Below are 19,552 nucleotides of genomic sequence, written 5' to 3'. Positions count from 1 at the left end.
CGCTTTTTTGTTGCATCTATCTAAATGCTGCCGCCTCTCATTTTGTGATTTTGACCTTGCCGAAGTAGGGAGTGAATGGCTTGGAATATGTAATTGAAATGCTCAATATTCGCAAAGTGTTCGGCACGTTCGTCGCCAATGACAACATTACGCTGCAGGTGAAAAAAGGGGAAATTCATGCCCTCCTTGGCGAAAACGGCGCCGGTAAATCGACGCTGATGAACGTGCTGTTTGGCCTCTACCAGCCGGATGGCGGGGAAATCCGCGTCAAAGGGAAGCCGGTGCGCATCACCGACCCGAATGTCGCCAACGACCTTGGCATCGGGATGGTGCACCAGCACTTTATGCTCGTCGATACGTTTACAGTGACGGAAAACATCATTTTAGGCAGCGAGCCGACACGGACGGGAACGATCGACATGAAGCGAGCTGAACAAGAAGTGCGCGAACTGTCGGAGCGGTATGGACTGGCGGTTGACCCAACAGCGAAAATCGCCGATATTTCCGTCGGCATGCAGCAGCGCGTCGAAATTTTAAAGACGCTCTATCGGGGCGCTGACATTTTGATTTTTGACGAACCGACAGCCGTCTTAACGCCGCAGGAAATCCGCGAGCTCATCGAAATTATGCGTACGCTTGTCCGCGAAGGAAAATCGATTATTTTAATTACGCACAAGCTCAAAGAAATTATGGAAGTGTGCGATCGCGTCACCGTCATCCGCCGCGGCAAAGGAATCGCAACGCTTAACGTTGCCGAAACGAATCCGAACGAATTGGCGGCGCTCATGGTCGGCCGCGAGGTGCAGTTTACGACCGAAAAACGGCCGGCCGAACCGGGAACGCCGGTGCTCGAAATCGAAAACTTAATCGTCAAAGACGCCCGAGGGGTCACGGCGGTCAACGGCTTGAACTTGACGGTGCGCGCCGGTGAGATCGTCGGCATCGCCGGGGTCGACGGCAACGGGCAAACCGAGCTGATTGAAGCGCTAACCGGCCTGATTAAGGCGGAATCAGGAACGATTAGGCTAAACGGCCAAGAGATTACGAACTTGCCGCCGCGCCAAATCATTGAAGCCGGCATCGGCCATATTCCACAAGACCGGCATAAGCACGGGCTTGTGCTTGATTTTCCGATCGGCGAAAACATGGTGCTGCAAACGTACTATAAGCCGCCGTATTCGAAACGGGGCATCTTAAACTTTCAAGCGATTTATGAAAAAGCCCGTCAGCTCATCCGCGAGTTTGACGTGCGCACGCCGGACGAATATACGAAAGCGCGGGCGCTATCCGGCGGCAACCAGCAAAAAGCGATCATCGGCCGCGAAGTCGACCGCAATCCGGACTTATTGATTGCTGCCCAGCCGACAAGGGGGCTTGATGTCGGAGCGATTGAGTTCATCCATAAGCGGCTCATCGAGCAGCGCGACCGGGGAAAAGCGGTGTTGCTTGTTTCGTTTGAGCTTGATGAGGTCATGAACGTCAGCGACCGGATCGCCGTGATTTATGAAGGGAAAATTGTCGCCATCGTTGATCCGAAAGAAACGACGGAACAAGAACTCGGACTGCTGATGGCTGGAAGCAAACGGAAGGAAGCAGGTGTGTCGTCATGAGGTCGAATCGTCTCCAGCAGTTTTTGATTCCATTGTTGGCCGTTTTGCTCGGTATGATCGCCGGCTCGGTCGTCATGCTCGCAAGCGGCTACAATCCGGTCGCCGGTTTTGGCTCCCTCATATACGGGGCGTTTGGAGATGCGTATTACATCGGGGAAACGATCCGCCAGACGACGCCTTACATTTTAACGGGGCTGGCGGTAGCCTTTGCCTTTCGCACCGGTTTGTTTAACATCGGGGTCGAGGGTCAGCTCATCGTCGGCTGGCTGGCCGCCGTTTGGGTCGGCGTATCTTTCGACTTGCCGAAGATCATCCATTTGCCGCTAGCCATTTTGGCCGCCGCTTTAGCCGGGGCGCTATGGGGATTGCTTCCGGGCGTATTAAAGGCGTACGTAAAAGTGCATGAAGTCATTATTACGATTATGATGAACTATATCGCTTTGCACGTGACGAACGCCATCATCCGTTCCGTGCTGTCGGATGAAGGGTTCAAGTCCGACCCGGTCAAGGAAAGCGCCTCGCTCCAATCGGAATTTTTGGAGTCCATCACGTACCATTCGACGATGCACTACGGCATTTTGATCGCCATTGCCGCCGCGTTTGTCATGTGGTTTTTGCTTGAACGAACGACGAAAGGATTTGAGCTGCGGGCGGTCGGATTCAACCAGCATGCCTCACAATATGCCGGCATGAACGTGCGCGCCAACATCATTTTAGCCATGGTCATCTCCGGCGCCTTTGCCGGCGTGGCCGGGGCGATGGAAGGGCTCGGCACGTTCGGCAATATTTCGACGAAAGCCGGGTTTACCGGCCTTGGGTTTGACGGCATTGCTGTTGCCTTAATTGGCGGCAACAACGCGTTTGGCATTTTGCTTTCCGCGTTGCTGTTCGGCGCCTTGAAAGTCGGGTCGCTTGAGATGCCCTCGGGCGCCGGCGTGCCAACGGAACTCGTCGATATTATTATCGCGCTTATTATTTTCTTTGTCGCATCCAGCTATATGATTCGCTGGCTGTTATCTCGTTGGCAAAAGGGGGCGGAGTAAGTGAACGTGTATGACGTACTGCAAACGATTATCCCGACAGCGATTTTCTTTGCTGCTCCCCTTATTTTCACCGCGCTTGGCGGCGTGTTTAGCGAACGGTCCGGCGTTGTCAACATCGGGCTTGAAGGGCTGATGATCATCGGTGCGTTTATCGGCGTTGTTTTTAATCTAACGTTTGCCGACCAGCTCGGCCCGTTGACGCCATGGCTCGCCTTGGTGGCAGCCATCGTGGTCGGCGCATTGTTTTCTTTGCTCCATGCGGTCGCTTCGGTGACGTTTCGCGCCGATCAAGTCGTCAGCGGGGTGGCGATCAACTTTTTAGCCCTCGGCTTGTCGCTGTTTTTGGTGAAAAAAATGTACGGCAAAGGGCAAACAGATCAAATTCAAGTCGGATTTGACAAAATTGACGTGCCGGTGTTAAGCGATATTCCGGTCATCGGCCCGCTGCTGTTTTCCAATGCGTACGCGCCGTCGTATATCGCGATTCTTTTGGCATTCGTTTCTTGGTACGTCATTTATAAAACTCCGTTTGGCCTTCGGCTGCGCGCTGTTGGCGAACATCCGATGGCGGCCGATACGATGGGGATCAACGTCGCCCAAATGCGCTATATCGCCGTCATGATCAGCGGAGCGCTCGGCGGCCTAGGCGGTGCGGTGTATGCGACGATCATCTCCCGCGACTTCAGCCATGCAACGATTTCCGGGCACGGATTTATGGCGCTTGCGGCGATGATTTTTGGCAAATGGCATCCGATGGGCGCGATGGGGGCGGCGCTGTTTTTCGGATTGGCGCAAAGTTTAAGCATCGTTGGACAAACAATCCCGTTTTTGGAAAACGTTCCGACAGTGTATTTGCTCATTGCCCCTTATGTGCTCACGATTTTAGCGCTCGCCGGCTTTATCGGCCGTGCCGAAGCGCCGAAAGCGGCCGGCACGCCATATGTGAAAGGAAAACGGTAAGCAGACAGGCTGTCCGAACAAAAACGGGCAGCCGTTTTTTGTTGGTCCGGCGGAGAGGGGCGATGGATTTATTTGCATTTTCCGCTTGGCAAAAGGTATATTGTTGATAAGACATCTCACAATAAGCATACCGTCCACTTTACGAAGGAAAAGGAGGAGTTGGATTGGTCGATGAAAAAGTAACGGCGGTCGGACCGGTTCGTGTCCATACGATTTCGACCGATAAATACAAAACGAATACACTCGTCTGGAAAATGAAAGCGCCGCTCGCCAAGGAAACGGTGACGCTGCGCGCGCTGCTTCCGTACGTCCTGCAAAGCGGCACGGTCGATTACCCGAGCGTCAAGGCGCTGCGCACTTACCTGGATGAGCTGTACGGCGCGACGCTGAACGTCGATTTAACGAAAAAAGGTGAAGACCATATTATGACGGTCCGCATTGATGTGGCGAACGAACGGTTTTTGCCGGAGCAAACGCCGCTTCTAGAGAAAGCGCTTCAACTGCTCGCTGATCTCTTGTTCCGCCCGGCGCTCGAAGGCGGCCGGTTTGTTGAGGACATCGTCGCCCGGGAAAAGCGGGCGCTAAGCCAGCGCATTCAAGCGGTATATGATGATAAAATGCGCTATGCGAGCATGCGCCTTGTGCAAGAGATGTGCAAAGGCGAGCCTTACGCCCTCTCGCCAAACGGCGAGCTTGGGGATGTAGATGCCATCACAGCCGAACAACTGTACCGCTATTACGAACAGGCGCTAGCCGAAGATGAGCTTGACTTGTATGTCATCGGCGACGTCGATGAGGAGACCGTGCTCGCTGCCGTTAAGCGGCGCTTTTCTCTCCCTGACCGTCCGCAGCCGGCGCGCGCGCCGCTCGCTCCGGCAAAAGCACGTGGGGAAGTGAATGAAGTCATCGAGCGGCAAGATGTCAAGCAAGGGAAGCTGAACATCGGCTACCGCACAAACGTGACGTACGAAGATGACGATTATTACGCGTTGCAGCTGTTTAACGGCATTTTCGGCGGGTTTTCCCATTCGAAGCTGTTTATCAATGTGCGCGAGAAGGCGAGCCTCGCCTATTATGCCGCATCCCGGCTTGAAAGCCATAAAGGGCTTTTGCTCGTCATGTCCGGCATTGAGCCGGCCAATTACGAGAAGGCGCGCCGCATCATTGATGAACAAATGCAGGCGATGAAAAACGGCGATTTTACGGATGAAGAAATGGCACAAACAAAAGCGGTGATCCGCAACCAGCTGCTTGAGACGCTTGATACGCCGCGCGGGCTTGTCGAGGTGCTGTACCATAACGTCGTCTCAACGCGGAAACGCCCGTTAGATGAATGGCTTGCCGGCACGGATGGCGTGATGCGCGAGGATGTCGTGCGCGTCGCCGAAAAGGTGGCGCTCGATACGGTGTACTTTCTGACCGGAATGGAGGGGGCGACGGAAGATGGAAAAACGGGTGTATGAAACGCTGCAAGAAGCGCTGTTTTATGAAAAAATGGACAATGGCCTGGATGTCTACATTTTGCCGAAAAAAGGGTTTCACAAAACGTATGCGACGTTTACGACGAACTACGGTTCGGTTGACAACCAGTTCGTCCCGCTCGGAAAATCGGAAATGAAACGCGTCCCGGATGGCATCGCCCATTTTTTGGAGCATAAGCTGTTTGAAAAAGAGGATGGCGACGTGTTTCAGCAGTTCAGCAAACAAGGCGCCTCGGCGAACGCTTTTACGACGTTTACCCGCACCGCCTATTTGTTTTCGAGCACCGACAACGTCGAGAAAAACTTGGAGACATTGATGGATTTTGTGCAAACGCCGTATTTTTCCGACAAGACGGTCGAAAAAGAAAAAGGCATCATCGGCCAGGAAATCCGCATGTACGACGACAACCCGGATTGGCGCGTTTACTTCGGCGCCATCGAAAGCATGTACCATCACCATCCGGTCAAAATCGACATCGCCGGCACGATCGAATCGATTGCCGAGATTACAAAAGAACTGCTGTATGAATGTTACGAAACGTTTTATCACCCGAGCAACATGCTGTTGTTTGTTGTCGGCCCGGTCGATGAACAAAAAATGATGCAGCAAATCCGCGACAACCAGGCGAAGAAGTCGTTCCCGCAAGCGCCGGAGGTGAAGCGGTTTGTGTACGAAGAGCCAAGCGGCGTGGCGGAAAAGAAAAAAGTCATTCCGATGCACGTGCAGACGAATAAATGTTTTGTCGGCATTAAAGCGCCGTCCGTGCCGAATGCCGGCGGCCAAAAGCTTCGCCATGAGCTCGCGTTTCACGTGCTGCTCGATTACTTGTTCGGCAAAAGCTCGCCGCATTACGAACGGCTGTACCGCGAAGGGTTGATTGACGATACGTTTATGTACGACTATACGGAAGAGCGCGAATTTGGCTTTGCCCTCGTCGGCGGCGACACGAGAGATGCGGAACGGCTTGCGGCAGAGGTGCAGGAGGTGCTGCGGTCGTTTTCAGCCGATGCAGTGCAAAAAGACGAGCTCGAGCGGGTGAAAAAGAAAAAAATGGGCGCCTTTTTGCGCGCGCTCAACTCGCCGGAATATATCGCCAACCAGTTTACGCGCTACGCGTTTTACGGCGCCAGTTTGTTTGACATTTTGCCGGCGCTCTCGTCGCTTGCGCTTGACGATATTGCTGCTGTCGCCGACTCGTGCTTCCGCGACTCGCAAATCGCCGTTTGTGAAGTTGTGCCAAAAGGACAATGACGGCATCCTTCATGAGAAGGATGCTTTTTTGCGGCAAAAGGAAGGGGAGGACGTTCGATGAATTACGCATTAATCACCGGCGCTTCAGGCGGCATCGGGCAAAGCATCGCCCGCGAGCTGGCCAAAGTCGGCTACGGGCTGCTGCTTCATTACTATCGGCGGCGGGCGCCGGTCGAACTGTTACAAAAAGAGCTGGCAGACACGCACGTCGTCCCGCTTGAAGCCGACTTGTCCATGCCTGGCGGAGTCGAGGAGCTTCTTTCGCAAATCGACCGTCCGGTGGACGCCATCATTTATAACAGTGGAGCGAGCTATTACGGATTGCTGACCGATATGAATGATGAACTGATCGAACGGATGGTGCGTCTCCATGTGACAAGTCCGGCGCAGCTCGTGAAAAAACTGCTGCCGCCAATGATTTCGAGAAAGCGCGGCCATATTGTGTTTATTTCGTCGATTTGGGGGCTTTGCGGCGCATCGTGTGAAGCGGTGTATTCGATGACAAAAGGCGGGCAGAATGCGTTCGCCAAAGCGCTCGCCAAAGAGCTCGCCCCAAGCGGCATCCGCGTCAACGCGGTCGCGCCCGGGGCGATTGCTACCGATATGCTGCGGGCGTTCAGCGCCGAGGAGCTTGAAGCGCTGGCCGACGAAATTCCGGCCGGTCGGCTCGGCACGCCTGAAGAAGTGGCGAAAACGGTGGCGTTTCTTTTATCCGACGCGGCTTCCTACATCACCGGCCAAGTCATTTCTGTCAACGGCGGTTGGCATTGCTAAGCGTATATTTTCTGTTGGGGCAGGCAAACTATCCTTGAAACGTTCATCAAGGAGGGAATGCATATGTCGGTATTGGATAACTTTGAACAATGGAAAGACTTTTTAGCCGATCGGCTCCAACAAGCGCAACAACAAGGGCTGACCCAGCAAGTGATCTCGGACGTGGCCTATCAAATCGGGGACTACTTAGCAAGAAACGTCGATCCGAAAAATCCGGAGGAACGGGTGCTGGCCGACCTTTGGAAAGTGGCCGATGAAAAGGAACAGCACGTTCTTGCCAACATGATGGTGAAGCTTGTCCAACAAAAATAACAATCGCCAGAGAGGGGAATCCCTCTCTTTTTTCTTTCCCCTTTTCGGTTGCTTTTCCGTTCACGATTATAGTAGTATGAACTTAGCATAAGGCGTTCGTGCGGACACCGACAAGGGAGGAGACGGGATGGGCAAGCAGGAATGGTATTTAGAGTACGAAATTCATGTCAACCGCCCGGGGCTGTTAGGTGACGTTGCATCGCTGCTTGGCATGTTGTCGATCAACATCGTGACGATCAACGGCGTCCGGGATTCGCGCCGCGGCATGCTGCTTCTTTGCGACAACAACGAGCAAATTGAGCGGCTGGCGACGATTTTGCGGACGATGGACAACATTACGGTGACGAAGCTGCGCCAACCGAAGCTGCTTGACCGTCTGGCCGTCCGCCATGGCCGTTACATCCAGCGCGATGCCGACGATAAAAAAACGTTCCGCTTTGTCCGCGACGAACTCGGACTGCTTGTCGATTTTATGGCGGAACTGTTTAAAGAAAAAGGGCATAAGCTTGTCGGCATTCGCGGAATGCCGCGCGTCGGCAAGACGGAGTCGATCGTCGCCGCCAGCGTGTGCGCCAATAAGCGATGGCTGTTTGTATCATCGACGCTGATCAAACAGACGATCCGCACCCAGCTGATGGAGGATGAATATAGCGAGGACAACATTTTCATCATTGACGGCATCGTCTCGACGCGCCGGGCGAATGAGCAGCACTGGCAGCTCGTTCGCGAACTGATGCGCCTTGAGGCGACGAAAGTCGTGGAACATCCGGACATTTTTGTTCGCCATACGGAATATACGCTTGACGATTTTCATTATATTATCGAGCTGCGCCATGAGCCGGACGAAGATATTTCCTACGAAGCGATCGAGCGCCCGTCCTTGTTGGGCGGCGACGGCTTTTCTGAATTTGGGTTTTAATTAAAAAATGGAAGGTGTTGGCCGTTGACGGAATTAGGAAAACGTTTGCGGGAAGCGCGGGAGGAAAAGCAAATTAGCTTGGACGAACTGCAAGAGATGACGAAAATTCAGAAGCGGTATTTGATCGGCATCGAGGAAGGAAATTACGCCATCATGCCGGGCAACTTTTATGTGCGCGCCTTCATCAGGCAATACGCCGAGGCGGTCGGCCTCGACCCGGACGAGCTGTTTGAACAATATAAACAAGACATTCCGCAGTCTTATCAAGATGATATGCCGCAGCCGCTGTCACGCGTGAAAACGCGCCAGCAGCTTTCTGCCGAGGGGGCGAAATGGCTCGATTGGCTGCCGAAGCTGATCGCTGCGGCGGTTGTCATCGGGGCGGCTGTTCTTGTTTGGGTGCTGCTTCAGCGCGGCACGGCGAGCGAGCCGCCGGCGCGGACGAGCCCGGAGACGGCAGAGGTCGAAAGCCCGAAAAACTCGCCGCTTGAACAGGCGAAAGAAAAACAACGAGCGAAGGAAACGGATGAGAAGGCCAAAGAGGAAAACGAACAGCCGGCGGCCGGGGAAGAAAAGCCGGCTTCCCCAACCGCTGCGCTCAGCGTGACGACAAAGCAAGGCAATACAGCGACCATCGAGGTGAAACATGATGGTTCTTTTGCTATTGAATTGGCATCCAAAGGGACGTCATGGATCGAAGTGTACAACACGAAAGGCCATTCGTTTTACCGCGGCAACTTAACCAAAGGGCAAACGAAAACATTCGACTTGTCAGCCGAAAGCGAAGTATGGGTGAAGATCGGGCGCACGCTCGACGTCGACATGAAAGTAAACGGTAAGCCGTTTACCTATCCGTTTGCCCCGAAAGACGAAGTGTACCAAAAGCTGCATTTCATCCTGAAAAAATAATGACAAGAAGCGGCTTTTTCGCGGAAAGGAAGCCGCTTCGTTGTCCGGATCGATGTTGAACTAGCGGAGGTATTCGTTGTGAACTTGCCGAATAAAATTACGATAGCGCGCATTATGCTCATCCCGTTTTTCTTGATCGTGATGCTTGTTCCGTTCGGATGGGGAAGCATCCAAATCGGTAAGACGGTGCTCCCGATCGCCCATCTGATCGGCGCGCTCATTTTCATCATCGCTTCAACGACTGACTGGATTGACGGGTATTACGCCCGCAAATACGGATTAGTGACAAATTTAGGGAAATTTTTAGATCCGCTCGCTGATAAATTGCTTGTATCGGCGGCGCTGATCGTGCTTGTCGAGCTTGGTTTCGCTCCGGCGTGGATGGTGATCGTCATCATCAGCCGTGAATTTGCTGTCACCGGGCTGCGGTTGGTGCTCGCCGGCGAAGGGGAAGTGGTCGCCGCCAACGTGCTTGGAAAAATTAAGACGTGGACGCAAATTGTGGCGATCTCCGCCCTGTTGCTGCATAATGTCCCATTTTCGCTCATCCCGTTCCCATTTGCCGATTTGGCGCTTTGGGTGGCGGTAGTTTTCACCATTTGGTCCGGCTGGGATTACTTTGTGAAAAACAAACATGCTTTTTCTCATTCAAAATAGCCGGCCAGAAAGGGGGATAACGTCCGTTGAATGCGGAAATTATCGCTGTCGGCTCCGAGTTGCTGCTCGGACAAATTGCCAACACGAACGCCCAGTTTTTGTCGCAGCAGCTCGCCGAACTTGGCATTAACGTCTATTTCCATACCGCCGTCGGCGACAATGCTGCCCGTCTTGAACAGGCGGTCAACGTAGCGCAGACGAGGGCGGACTTAATCCTTTTTACCGGCGGGCTCGGCCCGACAAAAGACGATTTGACGAAAGAGACGATCGCCCGCCTGCTCGGCCGCCGGCTCGTCACTGACGAGGAGGCGTTGCGGGCGATTGAAGCGTACTTTGTCCGCACGAACCGGCCAATGACAGAAAACAACAAAAAGCAGGCGCTCGTTTTGGAAGGATCGGCAGTGTTGAAAAACGAGCACGGCATGGCGCCGGGGATGGCGCTTTCAGTCAATGGCATTACATACATGCTGCTGCCCGGGCCGCCGAAAGAAATGAGGCCGATGTTTACAAAATACGGGCGCGCGTTTTTGCGCAGTGCATTTTCGCTTTCAGAGCGCATCGAATCGCGCGTGCTTCGCTTTTTTGGCATCGGTGAATCGGCGCTGGAAACAGCGCTCGCCGATTTGATTGACGCCCAGTCCAACCCGACGATCGCCCCGCTGGCCGGCGATGGGGAAGTGACGCTCCGCCTGACGGCGAAGCACCGGGACGGGGCGGAAGCGAAACGGTTGCTTGATGAAACGGAAGCGGCCATTTTGATGCGCGTCGGCCGCTATTGTTACGGATATAACGACGAAACGTTGTTTACGAAAACGATCGAACGGTTAAAAGAAAGAGGATGGACGGTCGCTGCAGCTGAGAGTCTGACCGGCGGGTGGTTTCTCGAACAGCTGACAGCCATCGCGGGCGCGTCGGCTGTCGTGCAAGGCGGCGTCGTCTGCTACACAAACGGCGTGAAAGAACAGGTGCTTGGTGTACCGCAGCCGCTGCTTGAGACGGACGGGGCGGTGAGCGAACCGTGCGCCCGCTTGCTTGCCGAAAACGTCCGTGCGATGTGCGGCGCTGATGTTGGCATCAGCTTTACCGGCGTCGCTGGCCCCGACCCGCTTGAGGGCCACCCGCCCGGCACCGTTTATGTCGGCATCGCCGTCCGCGGGCGTGACACAGCCGTCCACCGCCTCACCTTATCCGGCACGCGCGATGACATTCGCGTCCGCACCGCCAAATACGGTTGCTTCTTTTTGTTAGAGACGCTCGCGGCCGGCGGCTGACCGGCCGCTTCTTCCCCTTAAACTATTCCACCGCACACTGTTGTCTTCCACCGCATAAGCATGGTAATCGTTGCTAGTTTCTCCATTGAAAAAAACGAATAAACGTTCGTTTTTTTGCTTGGCAATGGCCGCAAAACGCGGTATAGTATAAGTAGCTTTAGAATAAGGAGGAGTAGGTTAGTGAACCAAGATCGTCAAGCCGCCTTAGAGCAGGCATTAAAACAAATTGAACGACAGTTTGGCAAGGGGGCTATTATGAAGCTCGGCGAGCAGGCGGAGCGGCAAATCTCGACCGTTCCGAGCGGCTCGCTGGCGCTCGACATCGCGTTGGGCGTCGGCGGTTATCCGCGCGGGCGAATCGTCGAGATTTACGGTCCGGAATCGTCCGGGAAAACGACCGTTGCCCTTCATGCGATCGCTGAAGTGCAAAAACGGGGCGGACAGGCAGCTTTCATCGATGCTGAGCATGGTGTGACCTGTTGCTAACCCAAGTATGGTGGAAACACCATACGAAAAGTTAGCGGGACTGAAACACAGTCAGTCCTAACTGCATCACCGAGAGCTTGGTGAGAGTCCAAGACAGGAATGAAGGTTGGCATTCCTGCCCTAATACCCCGACGTGCGGTAATGGTGCGCAACATTACTGTGCGAAACTCGGAGAGGACGGCGAAAAGCGGACCTGTGAAGTGGTTAGCGAAGTAGCCGGGGGTCCATAAAACTCCTATGGCTAGAGAACGCAGAAGCGTTGGAACGAACCGCCGGAAGTACGGCTCGTAAGGCGTGGAACACCGAATAAAGAAGGTGTTCACCTCCTAAAAGAGGTTCAGCCCTGGATCGAGTATTCGTGTTTGCTCGATCTGGATCGATCCCGTAGAGGATCTTTGCCTTGAGTCCTCCAACCACGGACAAAAAGGCGGCTGACGGGTCAGAGGCGGAGCCTAAGGGAGTATGTAAGGATAGGTGATGCGGTACAGGTGAACCATCCCAGTGGATGATAAGGGGTGCGCACCCCGATGTCACTAAGCAGTAGGAAATGACTGCTGAAGGGATGGGGCAGCAGCCCGTAGTAGTGATGAAGCAGGGTAATGCCTGCTGAGCGAAGGGGCATAGTCGAGTACCTTTTAGGTTACCAACCCCAGACGTCGATTAGGAAGCCGTGAGGAAATCCGTAAGGGTTTCGGTGAGCGAAACTGACTAACAACGTGTATAATGCAAATCCTGAAAGAAAGGATTTGATATTATCACAAACACGTTTCAAGAACTAATCAGCCCGAGGACGGAACAAGAGTTCCGCGACCTACAGGACAGAATGTATGCAATCACGAAGGAATGCTTAGAAAAAGGGGATATTCCAAGATTTAAGGGGTTAACTGAAATCGCGAGTAGTGATGTCGTCATCGTATCTGCGATTCATAAGATCAAAGCTAATCGAGGAAGTAAAACAGCAGGTACAGACGGACAAACCATCAACGACATACTAACACAGAATTACAACGCGGTAATAAACTTCGTCAAAAGAAGCTTCAAAAAATACAAACCTAAACCAATCAGAAGGGTATTCATCCCAAAACCCGGGAAAAAGGAAAAGAGACCCCTAGGCATTCCAACAATTGCAGACCGAATAATCCAAGAATGTGTGAGGATGACAATCGAGCCAATTCTAGAGGCACAATTCTTTCAACACTCATATGGGTTCAGACCCTACAGAGACACAAAACACGCAATCGAAAGATGCGTATTCATATGTAACCGCATAGGGTACAACTGGGTAATAGAGGGGGATATCAAAGGTTTCTTTGATAATGTGGATCACACCATCCTGATTAAGCAACTTTGGCATATGGGTATACGAGACAGACGTATGCTTATGATTATCAAAGCAATGCTTAAAGCAGGAGTTATGAAAGAAACCAAAGTAAACGAAATGGGCACACCACAAGGTGGAATAATCTCCCCTCTACTGGCAAATGTGTATCTTCATAAACTCGATCAATGGATAACCAGAGAGTGGGAAGAAAAGAGGATGCGAAATGGAACCACCATTCGCACGGCAAAATTCAACTCACTCAGGAACTACTCAACCATAACCAGACCCGAGTTTTATGTAAGATACGCAGACGATTGGGTACTATTTACTGACAGCAGGGAAAATGCGGAGAAATGGAAATACCGAATTAAGAAATATTTAAAGGAAAACCTGAAACTCGAACTATCCGATGATAAAACCCTCATAACCAACATCAAAAAGAAACCTATGAAATTCCTGGGTTTCAAAATCAAAATGTTACCTCATGGTAAAGATGGAAAATACATCGGATACGCGAGTGCAGACACAGACAAAATTAAGAAGAAGGTCGAACAAATTAAAAAGGACCTTCGAAAATTAAAATACTCCTCTGACCAGGAGTGGCTCGCAACTGACATCAATCTAATAAATAGTAAAATTAGAGGCATCATCAATTACTACTCAAGCGCTCCTGGCATTAATAAGGACGTAAGAAAATTTAGAGAAAATCTCAAATATACGTCCTACAAATCGATCAAGAAATACGGAGCACAATGGATACCTGCCAATCAGTGCTATAACCTAGCACCGCTATACCCAGACAGAACCGAACAAGTACCCGCGGTTAAACTAAACGGTAAATGGCTCGGCATAATGAGCATCGGATTCGCAACTTGGATTAAAGCAAGTCAAAAGAACCAAGAGGAAACACCTTATACAGCGGAAGGAAGAAGAATACGTCTCCAAAACACAGGTAAGAAACCACTCACAGTTAGAACACAATGGCTCCTGGATAGTGGATACCTTAACCTAATACAAGGAGTCAAATCCAGTCAGCTATACAACTTCGAGTTCTTTATGAACCGATGTTACGCCTTCAACAGGGATAAAGGGAAATGTAAAATATGTGGTGACATACTACAACCTTTCAACACTAGAACACACCACATAAACAACAAACTTCCGCTAAATGAAATAAATAAAATAAGTAACCTTGCATCGGTCTGCGACAAATGCCATACACTAATCCATAAGAAAGAAATTGATCAAACAGACACTAGACACCTAAAAGCTAGTGCTATCAAGAAATTAGAGAAATTCAGGAAATATATACACGGGTGAAGTCTTGGGCGTGATTAGTAACCGAGGTACTCGATGGAACGCCGTGTGCGGGGAAACTCGCACGCACGGTGTGAAGCGGGGGAAAATAGCCCCTCCGGGTAACGCCGAGGGTGACTATTACCTATCGCTATCGCTTGACCCGGTTTATGCACAAAAATTAGGGGTCAACATCGATGAATTGCTGCTTTCCCAACCCGACACGGGCGAGCAGGCGCTCGAAATTGCCGAAGCGCTCGTACGAAGCGGTGCGGTCGATATTATCGTCATCGACTCAGTGGCGGCGCTCGTGCCGAAAGCAGAAATTGAAGGGGAGATGGGCGACGCCCACGTCGGCTTGCAAGCCCGCCTCATGTCGCAGGCGCTCCGCAAGCTGTCCGGCGCCATTAACAAATCGAAAACGATCGCCATCTTCATCAACCAAATTCGCGAAAAAGTTGGGGTTATGTTTGGCAATCCGGAAACGACGCCGGGGGGACGGGCGCTTAAGTTTTACGCTTCCGTCCGCTTAGAGGTGCGCCGCGCCGAGCAAATTAAACAAGGCAATGACATGGTGGGCAACAAAACGAAAATCAAAGTCGTCAAAAACAAAGTCGCTCCGCCGTTTAAAACGGCCGACGTCGACATTATGTACGGCGAAGGCATTTCCCGCGAAGGGGAAATTATCGATATGGCGTCCGAGCTTGACATCGTGCAAAAGAGCGGTTCGTGGTATTCGTACAAAGACGAACGGCTCGGCCAAGGACGGGAAAACGCGAAGCAGTTTTTGAAAGAAAACCCTCACATCGCCGACGAGATCGCCCGCGCCATCCGCAAACATTACGGCATCGATGCCGGCGAGGCGGGCGGCGAACCGCAGCAAGACGAGTTCGGGCTGCTTGACGAGTAACCGTACGAAGGCGTCCTAGCTACTGCTGGGGCGCCTTTTTCTTAAAAGACGGTGGATGTCACGACAAATGCGGCTATATTTGCGTCGAGAAGCATGTTGCTCTTCGCCGTGATCGGGAACCGTTGAGCGAAGGGAGACTGATTCGCTGCGTTCCGCCCGGGGCAGGCGGGACGATGTCCGGCCATACACCTTAGCGGCACAGGCGGCGGTTCGGGCGCGCCTGTGTAATATCTTGACAATTCATGTTGCCGCCTTTACAATGAACATGTATATTTGTCCATATACACGGCAGGGCCACAGGCCCGCCTGAGAAGGCGAACCGCTTTCGTGCGGCGAAGGCCGCATGGGGAACGCCAGGCAAAACGACCGAGCCAATGCGTTGAAAACGGGAATGTCCACGTGCGCCGGACAGTTGGGGACAACAGTGGCGCGAAGAAAGAGCGAAAGAAAACTGTACAGCAAGAGGAGGTGAAACGATGGGTTCGATCATCATCTCCGCTTTGCTTGCCTTAGTCATTGGTGCCGTTGTTGGCTTTTTTATTCGCAAATCGATTGCCGAAGCGAAAATCGGCGGGGCGAAAGCAGCTGCCGAGCAGCTGATTGAAGAGGCGAAACGCGCGGCGGACGCCTTGAAAAAAGAGGCGCTTCTCGAGGCGAAAGACGAGATTCATAAACTGCGCACGGAGGCGGAGCGCGACATCCGCGACCGGAGAAGCGAGCTCCAAAAACAAGAAAACCGCTTGATGCAAAAGGAGGAAAACCTCGACCGCAAAGATGAAGCGCTCAATAAACGCGAGGCGCTGCTCGAAGCGAAAGAAGAAGCGTTAAACGAAAGACAACAGCATATTGAACAAATGGAAAGCAAAGTGGAAACGCTCGTCAAACAGCAACAAACCGAACTGGAACGCATTTCCGGATTGACGCGCGACGATGCGCGCCAGCTCATTTTAGAACGCGTCGAAAAGGAGCTGTCGCATGAGATTGCGATGATGGTCAAAGAGGCGGAAACGCGGGCGAAAGAGGAGGCAGACAAGCGGGCGAAGGCGATTTTGTCGCTCGCCATCCAGCGTTGCGCCGCCGATCATGTCGCCGAAACGACCGTTTCTGTCGTCAATCTGCCAAACGATGAAATGAAAGGGCGAATCATCGGACGCGAAGGACGGAACATTCGCACGCTTGAGACGCTGACCGGCATCGATTTAATTATCGACGATACGCCGGAGGCGGTCATTTTGTCCGGATTTGACCCGATTCGCCGCGAAACGGCGCGCATTGCGCTAGATAAGCTCGTGCAGGACGGTCGCATCCACCCAGCGCGCATTGAAGAAATGGTTGAAAAGGCGCGCCGTGAAGTGGATGAACACATCCGCGAAGTCGGCGAGCAGACGACGTTTGAAGTCGGCGTCCACGGCTTGCATCCGGATTTAATCAAAATTTTAGGGCGGCTCAAGTTCCGGACGAGCTACGGGCAAAACGTCTTAAAACATTCCGTGGAAGTGGCGTTTTTAGCCGGGCTGATGGCGGCCGAGCTCGGAGAAGACGAAATGCTGGCGCGCCGGGCTGGCTTGCTTCATGACATCGGCAAGGCGATCGATCATGAAGTGGAAGGAAGCCATGTGGAAATCGGCGTCGAGCTGGCGACGAAGTATAAAGAACACCCGGTCGTCATTAACAGCATCGCCTCCCATCATGGCGACACTGAGCCGACGTCGGTCATCGCCGTGCTCGTCGCGGCGGCGGACGCCTTGTCGGCGGCACGGCCGGGGGCGCGCAGCGAAACGCTGGAAAACTACATCCGCCGCTTAGAGAAGCTCGAAGAAATCGCCGAATCGTACGAAGGTGTGGAAAAATCGTACGCCATTCAAGCTGGACGCGAAGTGCGCATCATGGTTAAACCGGATCTGATCGACGATTTGGAAGCGCATCGGTTAGCGCGCGATATCCGCAAACGGATCGAAGAAGAGCTCGATTATCCAGGCCATATTAAAGTGACCGTCATCCGCGAAACGCGTGCGGTCGAATACGCGAAATAAAGTGGCAGCCTATTGCCACTTTATTTTTTTGCCCGTAAAATAAGAGAGTATACCGATCGCTCGATGGTCTTTGCCGTGGCGATACGTTCAAGTTAGAAAGGGATTGATGATGAGAATTTTATTTATCGGCGATGTCGTCGGTGCGCCGGGGCAAAAAATGGTCGAGCATTATTTGCCGAAATTAAAGGAAAAGCACCGGCCGGATGTCGTCATCATTAACGGGGAAAACGCCGCTGGAGGGAAAGGAATCACCGAGGCGATTTACCGTTCACTGCTTGCGCAAGGCGTCCACGCTGTCACACTCGGCAATCACGCTTGGGATAAGCGCGATATTTTTGAATTTATCGATCAGGCCAAAGCGTTGATCCGCCCGGCGAACTATCCGCCCGGCACGCCGGGGAAAGGCATCGTCTACGTGCCGACCGAGCATGGCGAGGCGGCGGTCATCAACTTGCAGGGGCGGGCGTTTTTGCCGGCGATTGACTGCCCGTTCCAAACCGCAGATGAATTGATTGCCGCTGCCGCCGCGCGCACGCCGGTCATCATCGTCGATTTTCACGCCGAGGCGACGAGCGAAAAACAGGCGATGGGCTGGTATTTGGACGGCCGCGTGTCCGCAGTCATCGGCACGCATACGCACGTCCAGACGGCCGACCACCGCATTTTGCCGAAAGGGACGGCGTACATTACCGATGTGGGGATGACCGGCCCGTATGACGGCATTTTAGGGGTCGACCGCGAGGCGGTATTGCGCAAGTTTTTAACCGGGCTGCCGGTTCGCTTTGGCATCAAGGAAGGAAGAAGCCAGCTGAACGCTGTGCTGGTCGATGTTGACGCCAAAAGTGGGCGGGCGCTTCGCATTGAGCGCTTAATGATTAACGATGACCATCCATATTTTGAATAGTTTATTTTTTATAAATTTTTAAAAACATGCTCCCCCTGTGCAGGAATAGTTGTCGAAGCAGTGAATATAGTTACAATGAAGACTTTTTATCGAAATTCATTTTCCAAGGAAACGAGGGAGGAGCTAGAAATGGAAATATTAAAAGTTTCAGCAAAATCGAATCCGAACTCTGTAGCTGGTGCACTTGCCGGGGTGCTGCGCGAGCGCGGCGCGGCGGAAATTCAGGCGATCGGCGCAGGTGCATTGAACCAAGCCGTTAAGGCAGTAGCGATCGCACGAGGATTTGTGGCACCAAGCGGCATGGACTTAATTTGCATTCCGGCATTCACGGATATTATGATTGATGGAGAAGAGCGAACAGCGATTAAATTAATCGTCGAACCTCGTTAACTGGATGACCGGTAAATGGTAAAATATAACCTGTTGGCGCCTTCCATTTCGAAGGCAGGCAGGTTATTTTTGCTTTTTAAGGGGGAACGCGAATGATTTTTGATGCTCATTGTGACGCGCTGATGAAACTATGGCAAGACCGGTCATTGTCGTTTCAGGACGGGCCATCGCTTCATGTTACGCTTTCGGGAATGGCGGATGCTGGGGTGAAAGTGCAATGCTTTGCCATTTACGTGCCGGAAACGGTGCCGGAAGAGGCCCGGTTCACTGCGGCCCTTGAGATGGTGGATCTGTTTTTCACCCGCATTGTCGACATGTTTCCGTCTGTGAAGGCGGTGCGGACGAAACAAGACATTGCCTCCCTTAGAGAAGGGGAGATCGGCGCGATGTTGACGCTTGAAGGATGCGATGCGATTGGCGCCAACCTTGTCAAGTTAAAGACGCTCCTTCGCCTCGGTGTCGCTTCTGTCGGCTTGACGTGGAACTTTCCGAACGCCGTCGCCGACGGGGCGTGGGAAAAGCGTGGCGCCGGGTTGACTGCGTTCGGCCGGCAAGTCATCGGGCTGCTCAATGAAACGAAACGATGGGTGGACGTGTCGCATTTATCGGAAAAAGCGTTTTGGGATGTGATGGAGACGGCTCGTTTTCCGATCGCTTCCCATTCAAATGCCCATCGCCTCTGTCCGCATCCGCGCAATTTGACGGACGAGCAAATTCAGGCGCTGATCAAAAAAGACGGAATGATTGGCATTAATTTTGTGCCATATTTTTTGACAGGTGACAAACGGGGAGCGACGGTCGCGGATGTGCTCCGCCATCTTGATTACGTATGCGCGCTCGGAGGGGAAAACAACGTCGGGTTTGGCTCTGACTTTGACGGCATTACGGAGACGGTGGCTGGCCTTGAAGCCGTGAAGGACTACCTTCGGCTTGTCAATGAATTGTACAAGCACTACTCCAGCAGTCAAGTGGAGCGCTTTTTGTTCCGCAATTTTTATGAGCATTTGCCGGAGTGATAAATATC

17 protein-coding genes and 1 pseudogene are annotated in these 19,552 nt (G+C 52.7%); all 18 read left to right on the top strand.

All coding sequences use genetic code 11. The features are described 5' to 3' along the window. Nucleotides 1-80 precede the first annotated feature (80 nt). The 18 genes and pseudogenes from B9L21_RS10005 to B9L21_RS09920 all read left to right on the top strand — a co-directional run bounded on the left by B9L21_RS10005 (nt 81) and on the right by B9L21_RS09920 (nt 19,544). A complete protein-coding gene (locus tag B9L21_RS10005) occupies nt 81-1,610 on the top strand; it encodes an ABC transporter ATP-binding protein (protein WP_063166245.1) in 1,530 nt (509 codons plus the stop codon). Beyond that, nucleotides 1,607-2,653 (top strand): ABC transporter permease, encoded by a 1,047-nt coding sequence (locus B9L21_RS10000; RefSeq protein WP_063166244.1) that lies wholly within the window; start codon nt 1,607-1,609, stop codon nt 2,651-2,653. The genes B9L21_RS10005 and B9L21_RS10000 overlap by 4 nt, the downstream gene beginning before the upstream one ends. Next, the gene (locus tag B9L21_RS09995; protein WP_063166243.1) at nt 2,654-3,613 is read left to right on the top strand and encodes an ABC transporter permease; all 960 of its coding nucleotides are present in this window, start codon (nt 2,654-2,656) and stop codon (nt 3,611-3,613) included. 164 nt (nt 3,614-3,777) lie between these two features. Further along, nucleotides 3,778-5,076 carry an EF-P 5-aminopentanol modification-associated protein YfmF gene (yfmF, locus tag B9L21_RS09990; protein ID WP_063166242.1) on the top strand — a complete coding sequence of 433 codons (1,299 nt, stop codon included), beginning with the start codon at nt 3,778-3,780 and terminating at the stop codon, nt 5,074-5,076. After that, on the top strand, nt 5,057-6,346 hold the full coding sequence (gene yfmH / locus B9L21_RS09985) for an EF-P 5-aminopentanol modification-associated protein YfmH (RefSeq protein ID WP_063166241.1): 1,290 nt from the start codon (nt 5,057-5,059) through the stop codon (nt 6,344-6,346). Before yfmF ends, yfmH begins: the two co-directional genes overlap by 20 nt. 57 nt (nt 6,347-6,403) lie before the next feature. Continuing rightward, on the top strand, nt 6,404-7,120 hold the full coding sequence (gene ymfI / locus B9L21_RS09980) for an elongation factor P 5-aminopentanone reductase (protein WP_063166240.1): 717 nt from the start codon (nt 6,404-6,406) through the stop codon (nt 7,118-7,120). Nucleotides 7,121-7,183: 63 nt separating this feature from the next. Beyond that, a complete protein-coding gene (locus B9L21_RS09975; protein WP_063166239.1) occupies nt 7,184-7,432 on the top strand; it encodes a DUF3243 domain-containing protein in 249 nt (82 codons plus the stop codon). A 127-nt stretch (nt 7,433-7,559) separates the two neighbouring features. After that, nucleotides 7,560-8,351 carry a DUF3388 domain-containing protein gene (locus tag B9L21_RS09970; protein ID WP_063166238.1) on the top strand — a complete coding sequence of 264 codons (792 nt, stop codon included), beginning with the start codon at nt 7,560-7,562 and terminating at the stop codon, nt 8,349-8,351. Nucleotides 8,352-8,375: 24 nt separating this feature from the next. Then, a complete protein-coding gene (locus tag B9L21_RS09965) occupies nt 8,376-9,260 on the top strand; it encodes a helix-turn-helix domain-containing protein (protein WP_063166237.1) in 885 nt (294 codons plus the stop codon). Between the two features lie 78 nt (nt 9,261-9,338). After that, nucleotides 9,339-9,917, top strand: a complete 579-nt coding sequence (gene pgsA, locus B9L21_RS09960) for a CDP-diacylglycerol--glycerol-3-phosphate 3-phosphatidyltransferase (RefSeq protein ID WP_063166236.1) — start codon at nt 9,339-9,341, stop codon at nt 9,915-9,917. Nucleotides 9,918-9,943: 26 nt separating this feature from the next. Next, the gene (locus tag B9L21_RS09955) at nt 9,944-11,188 is read left to right on the top strand and encodes a competence/damage-inducible protein A (RefSeq protein WP_063166235.1); all 1,245 of its coding nucleotides are present in this window, start codon (nt 9,944-9,946) and stop codon (nt 11,186-11,188) included. Between the two features lie 180 nt (nt 11,189-11,368). Beyond that, nucleotides 11,369-11,662 (top strand): annotated as a pseudogene (locus B9L21_RS09950) (DNA recombination/repair protein RecA); the annotation flags it as partial. An 835-nt stretch (nt 11,663-12,497) separates the two neighbouring features. Next, on the top strand, nt 12,498-14,315 hold the full coding sequence (gene ltrA / locus B9L21_RS09945) for a group II intron reverse transcriptase/maturase (RefSeq protein ID WP_063166233.1): 1,818 nt from the start codon (nt 12,498-12,500) through the stop codon (nt 14,313-14,315). A gap of 70 nt (nt 14,316-14,385) precedes the next feature. Next, a complete protein-coding gene (gene recA, locus B9L21_RS09940; RefSeq protein ID WP_225995659.1) occupies nt 14,386-15,201 on the top strand; it encodes a recombinase RecA in 816 nt (271 codons plus the stop codon). 476 nt (nt 15,202-15,677) lie between these two features. Next, nucleotides 15,678-17,234 (top strand): ribonuclease Y, encoded by a 1,557-nt coding sequence (gene rny / locus B9L21_RS09935; RefSeq protein ID WP_063166231.1) that lies wholly within the window; start codon nt 15,678-15,680, stop codon nt 17,232-17,234. Between the two features lie 109 nt (nt 17,235-17,343). Next, complete coding sequence (locus tag B9L21_RS09930; protein ID WP_063166230.1) at nt 17,344-18,138, top strand: TIGR00282 family metallophosphoesterase; 795 nt, start codon at nt 17,344-17,346, stop codon at nt 18,136-18,138. A gap of 129 nt (nt 18,139-18,267) precedes the next feature. Beyond that, nucleotides 18,268-18,528: a stage V sporulation protein SpoVS gene (gene spoVS / locus B9L21_RS09925; protein WP_008878506.1), complete on the top strand. Its 261-nt coding sequence runs from the start codon at nt 18,268-18,270 to the stop codon at nt 18,526-18,528. 92 nt (nt 18,529-18,620) lie between these two features. Further along, nucleotides 18,621-19,544: a dipeptidase gene (locus B9L21_RS09920; protein ID WP_063166229.1), complete on the top strand. Its 924-nt coding sequence runs from the start codon at nt 18,621-18,623 to the stop codon at nt 19,542-19,544. Nucleotides 19,545-19,552: the final 8 nt, after the last annotated feature.

Origin of the sequence: Geobacillus uzenensis (assembly GCF_002217665.1) — a bacterium.
GTDB classification, from domain to species: Bacteria; Bacillota; Bacilli; order Bacillales; family Anoxybacillaceae; genus Geobacillus; species Geobacillus subterraneus.
This window is presented reverse-complemented; position numbering and strand designations above follow the sequence as displayed.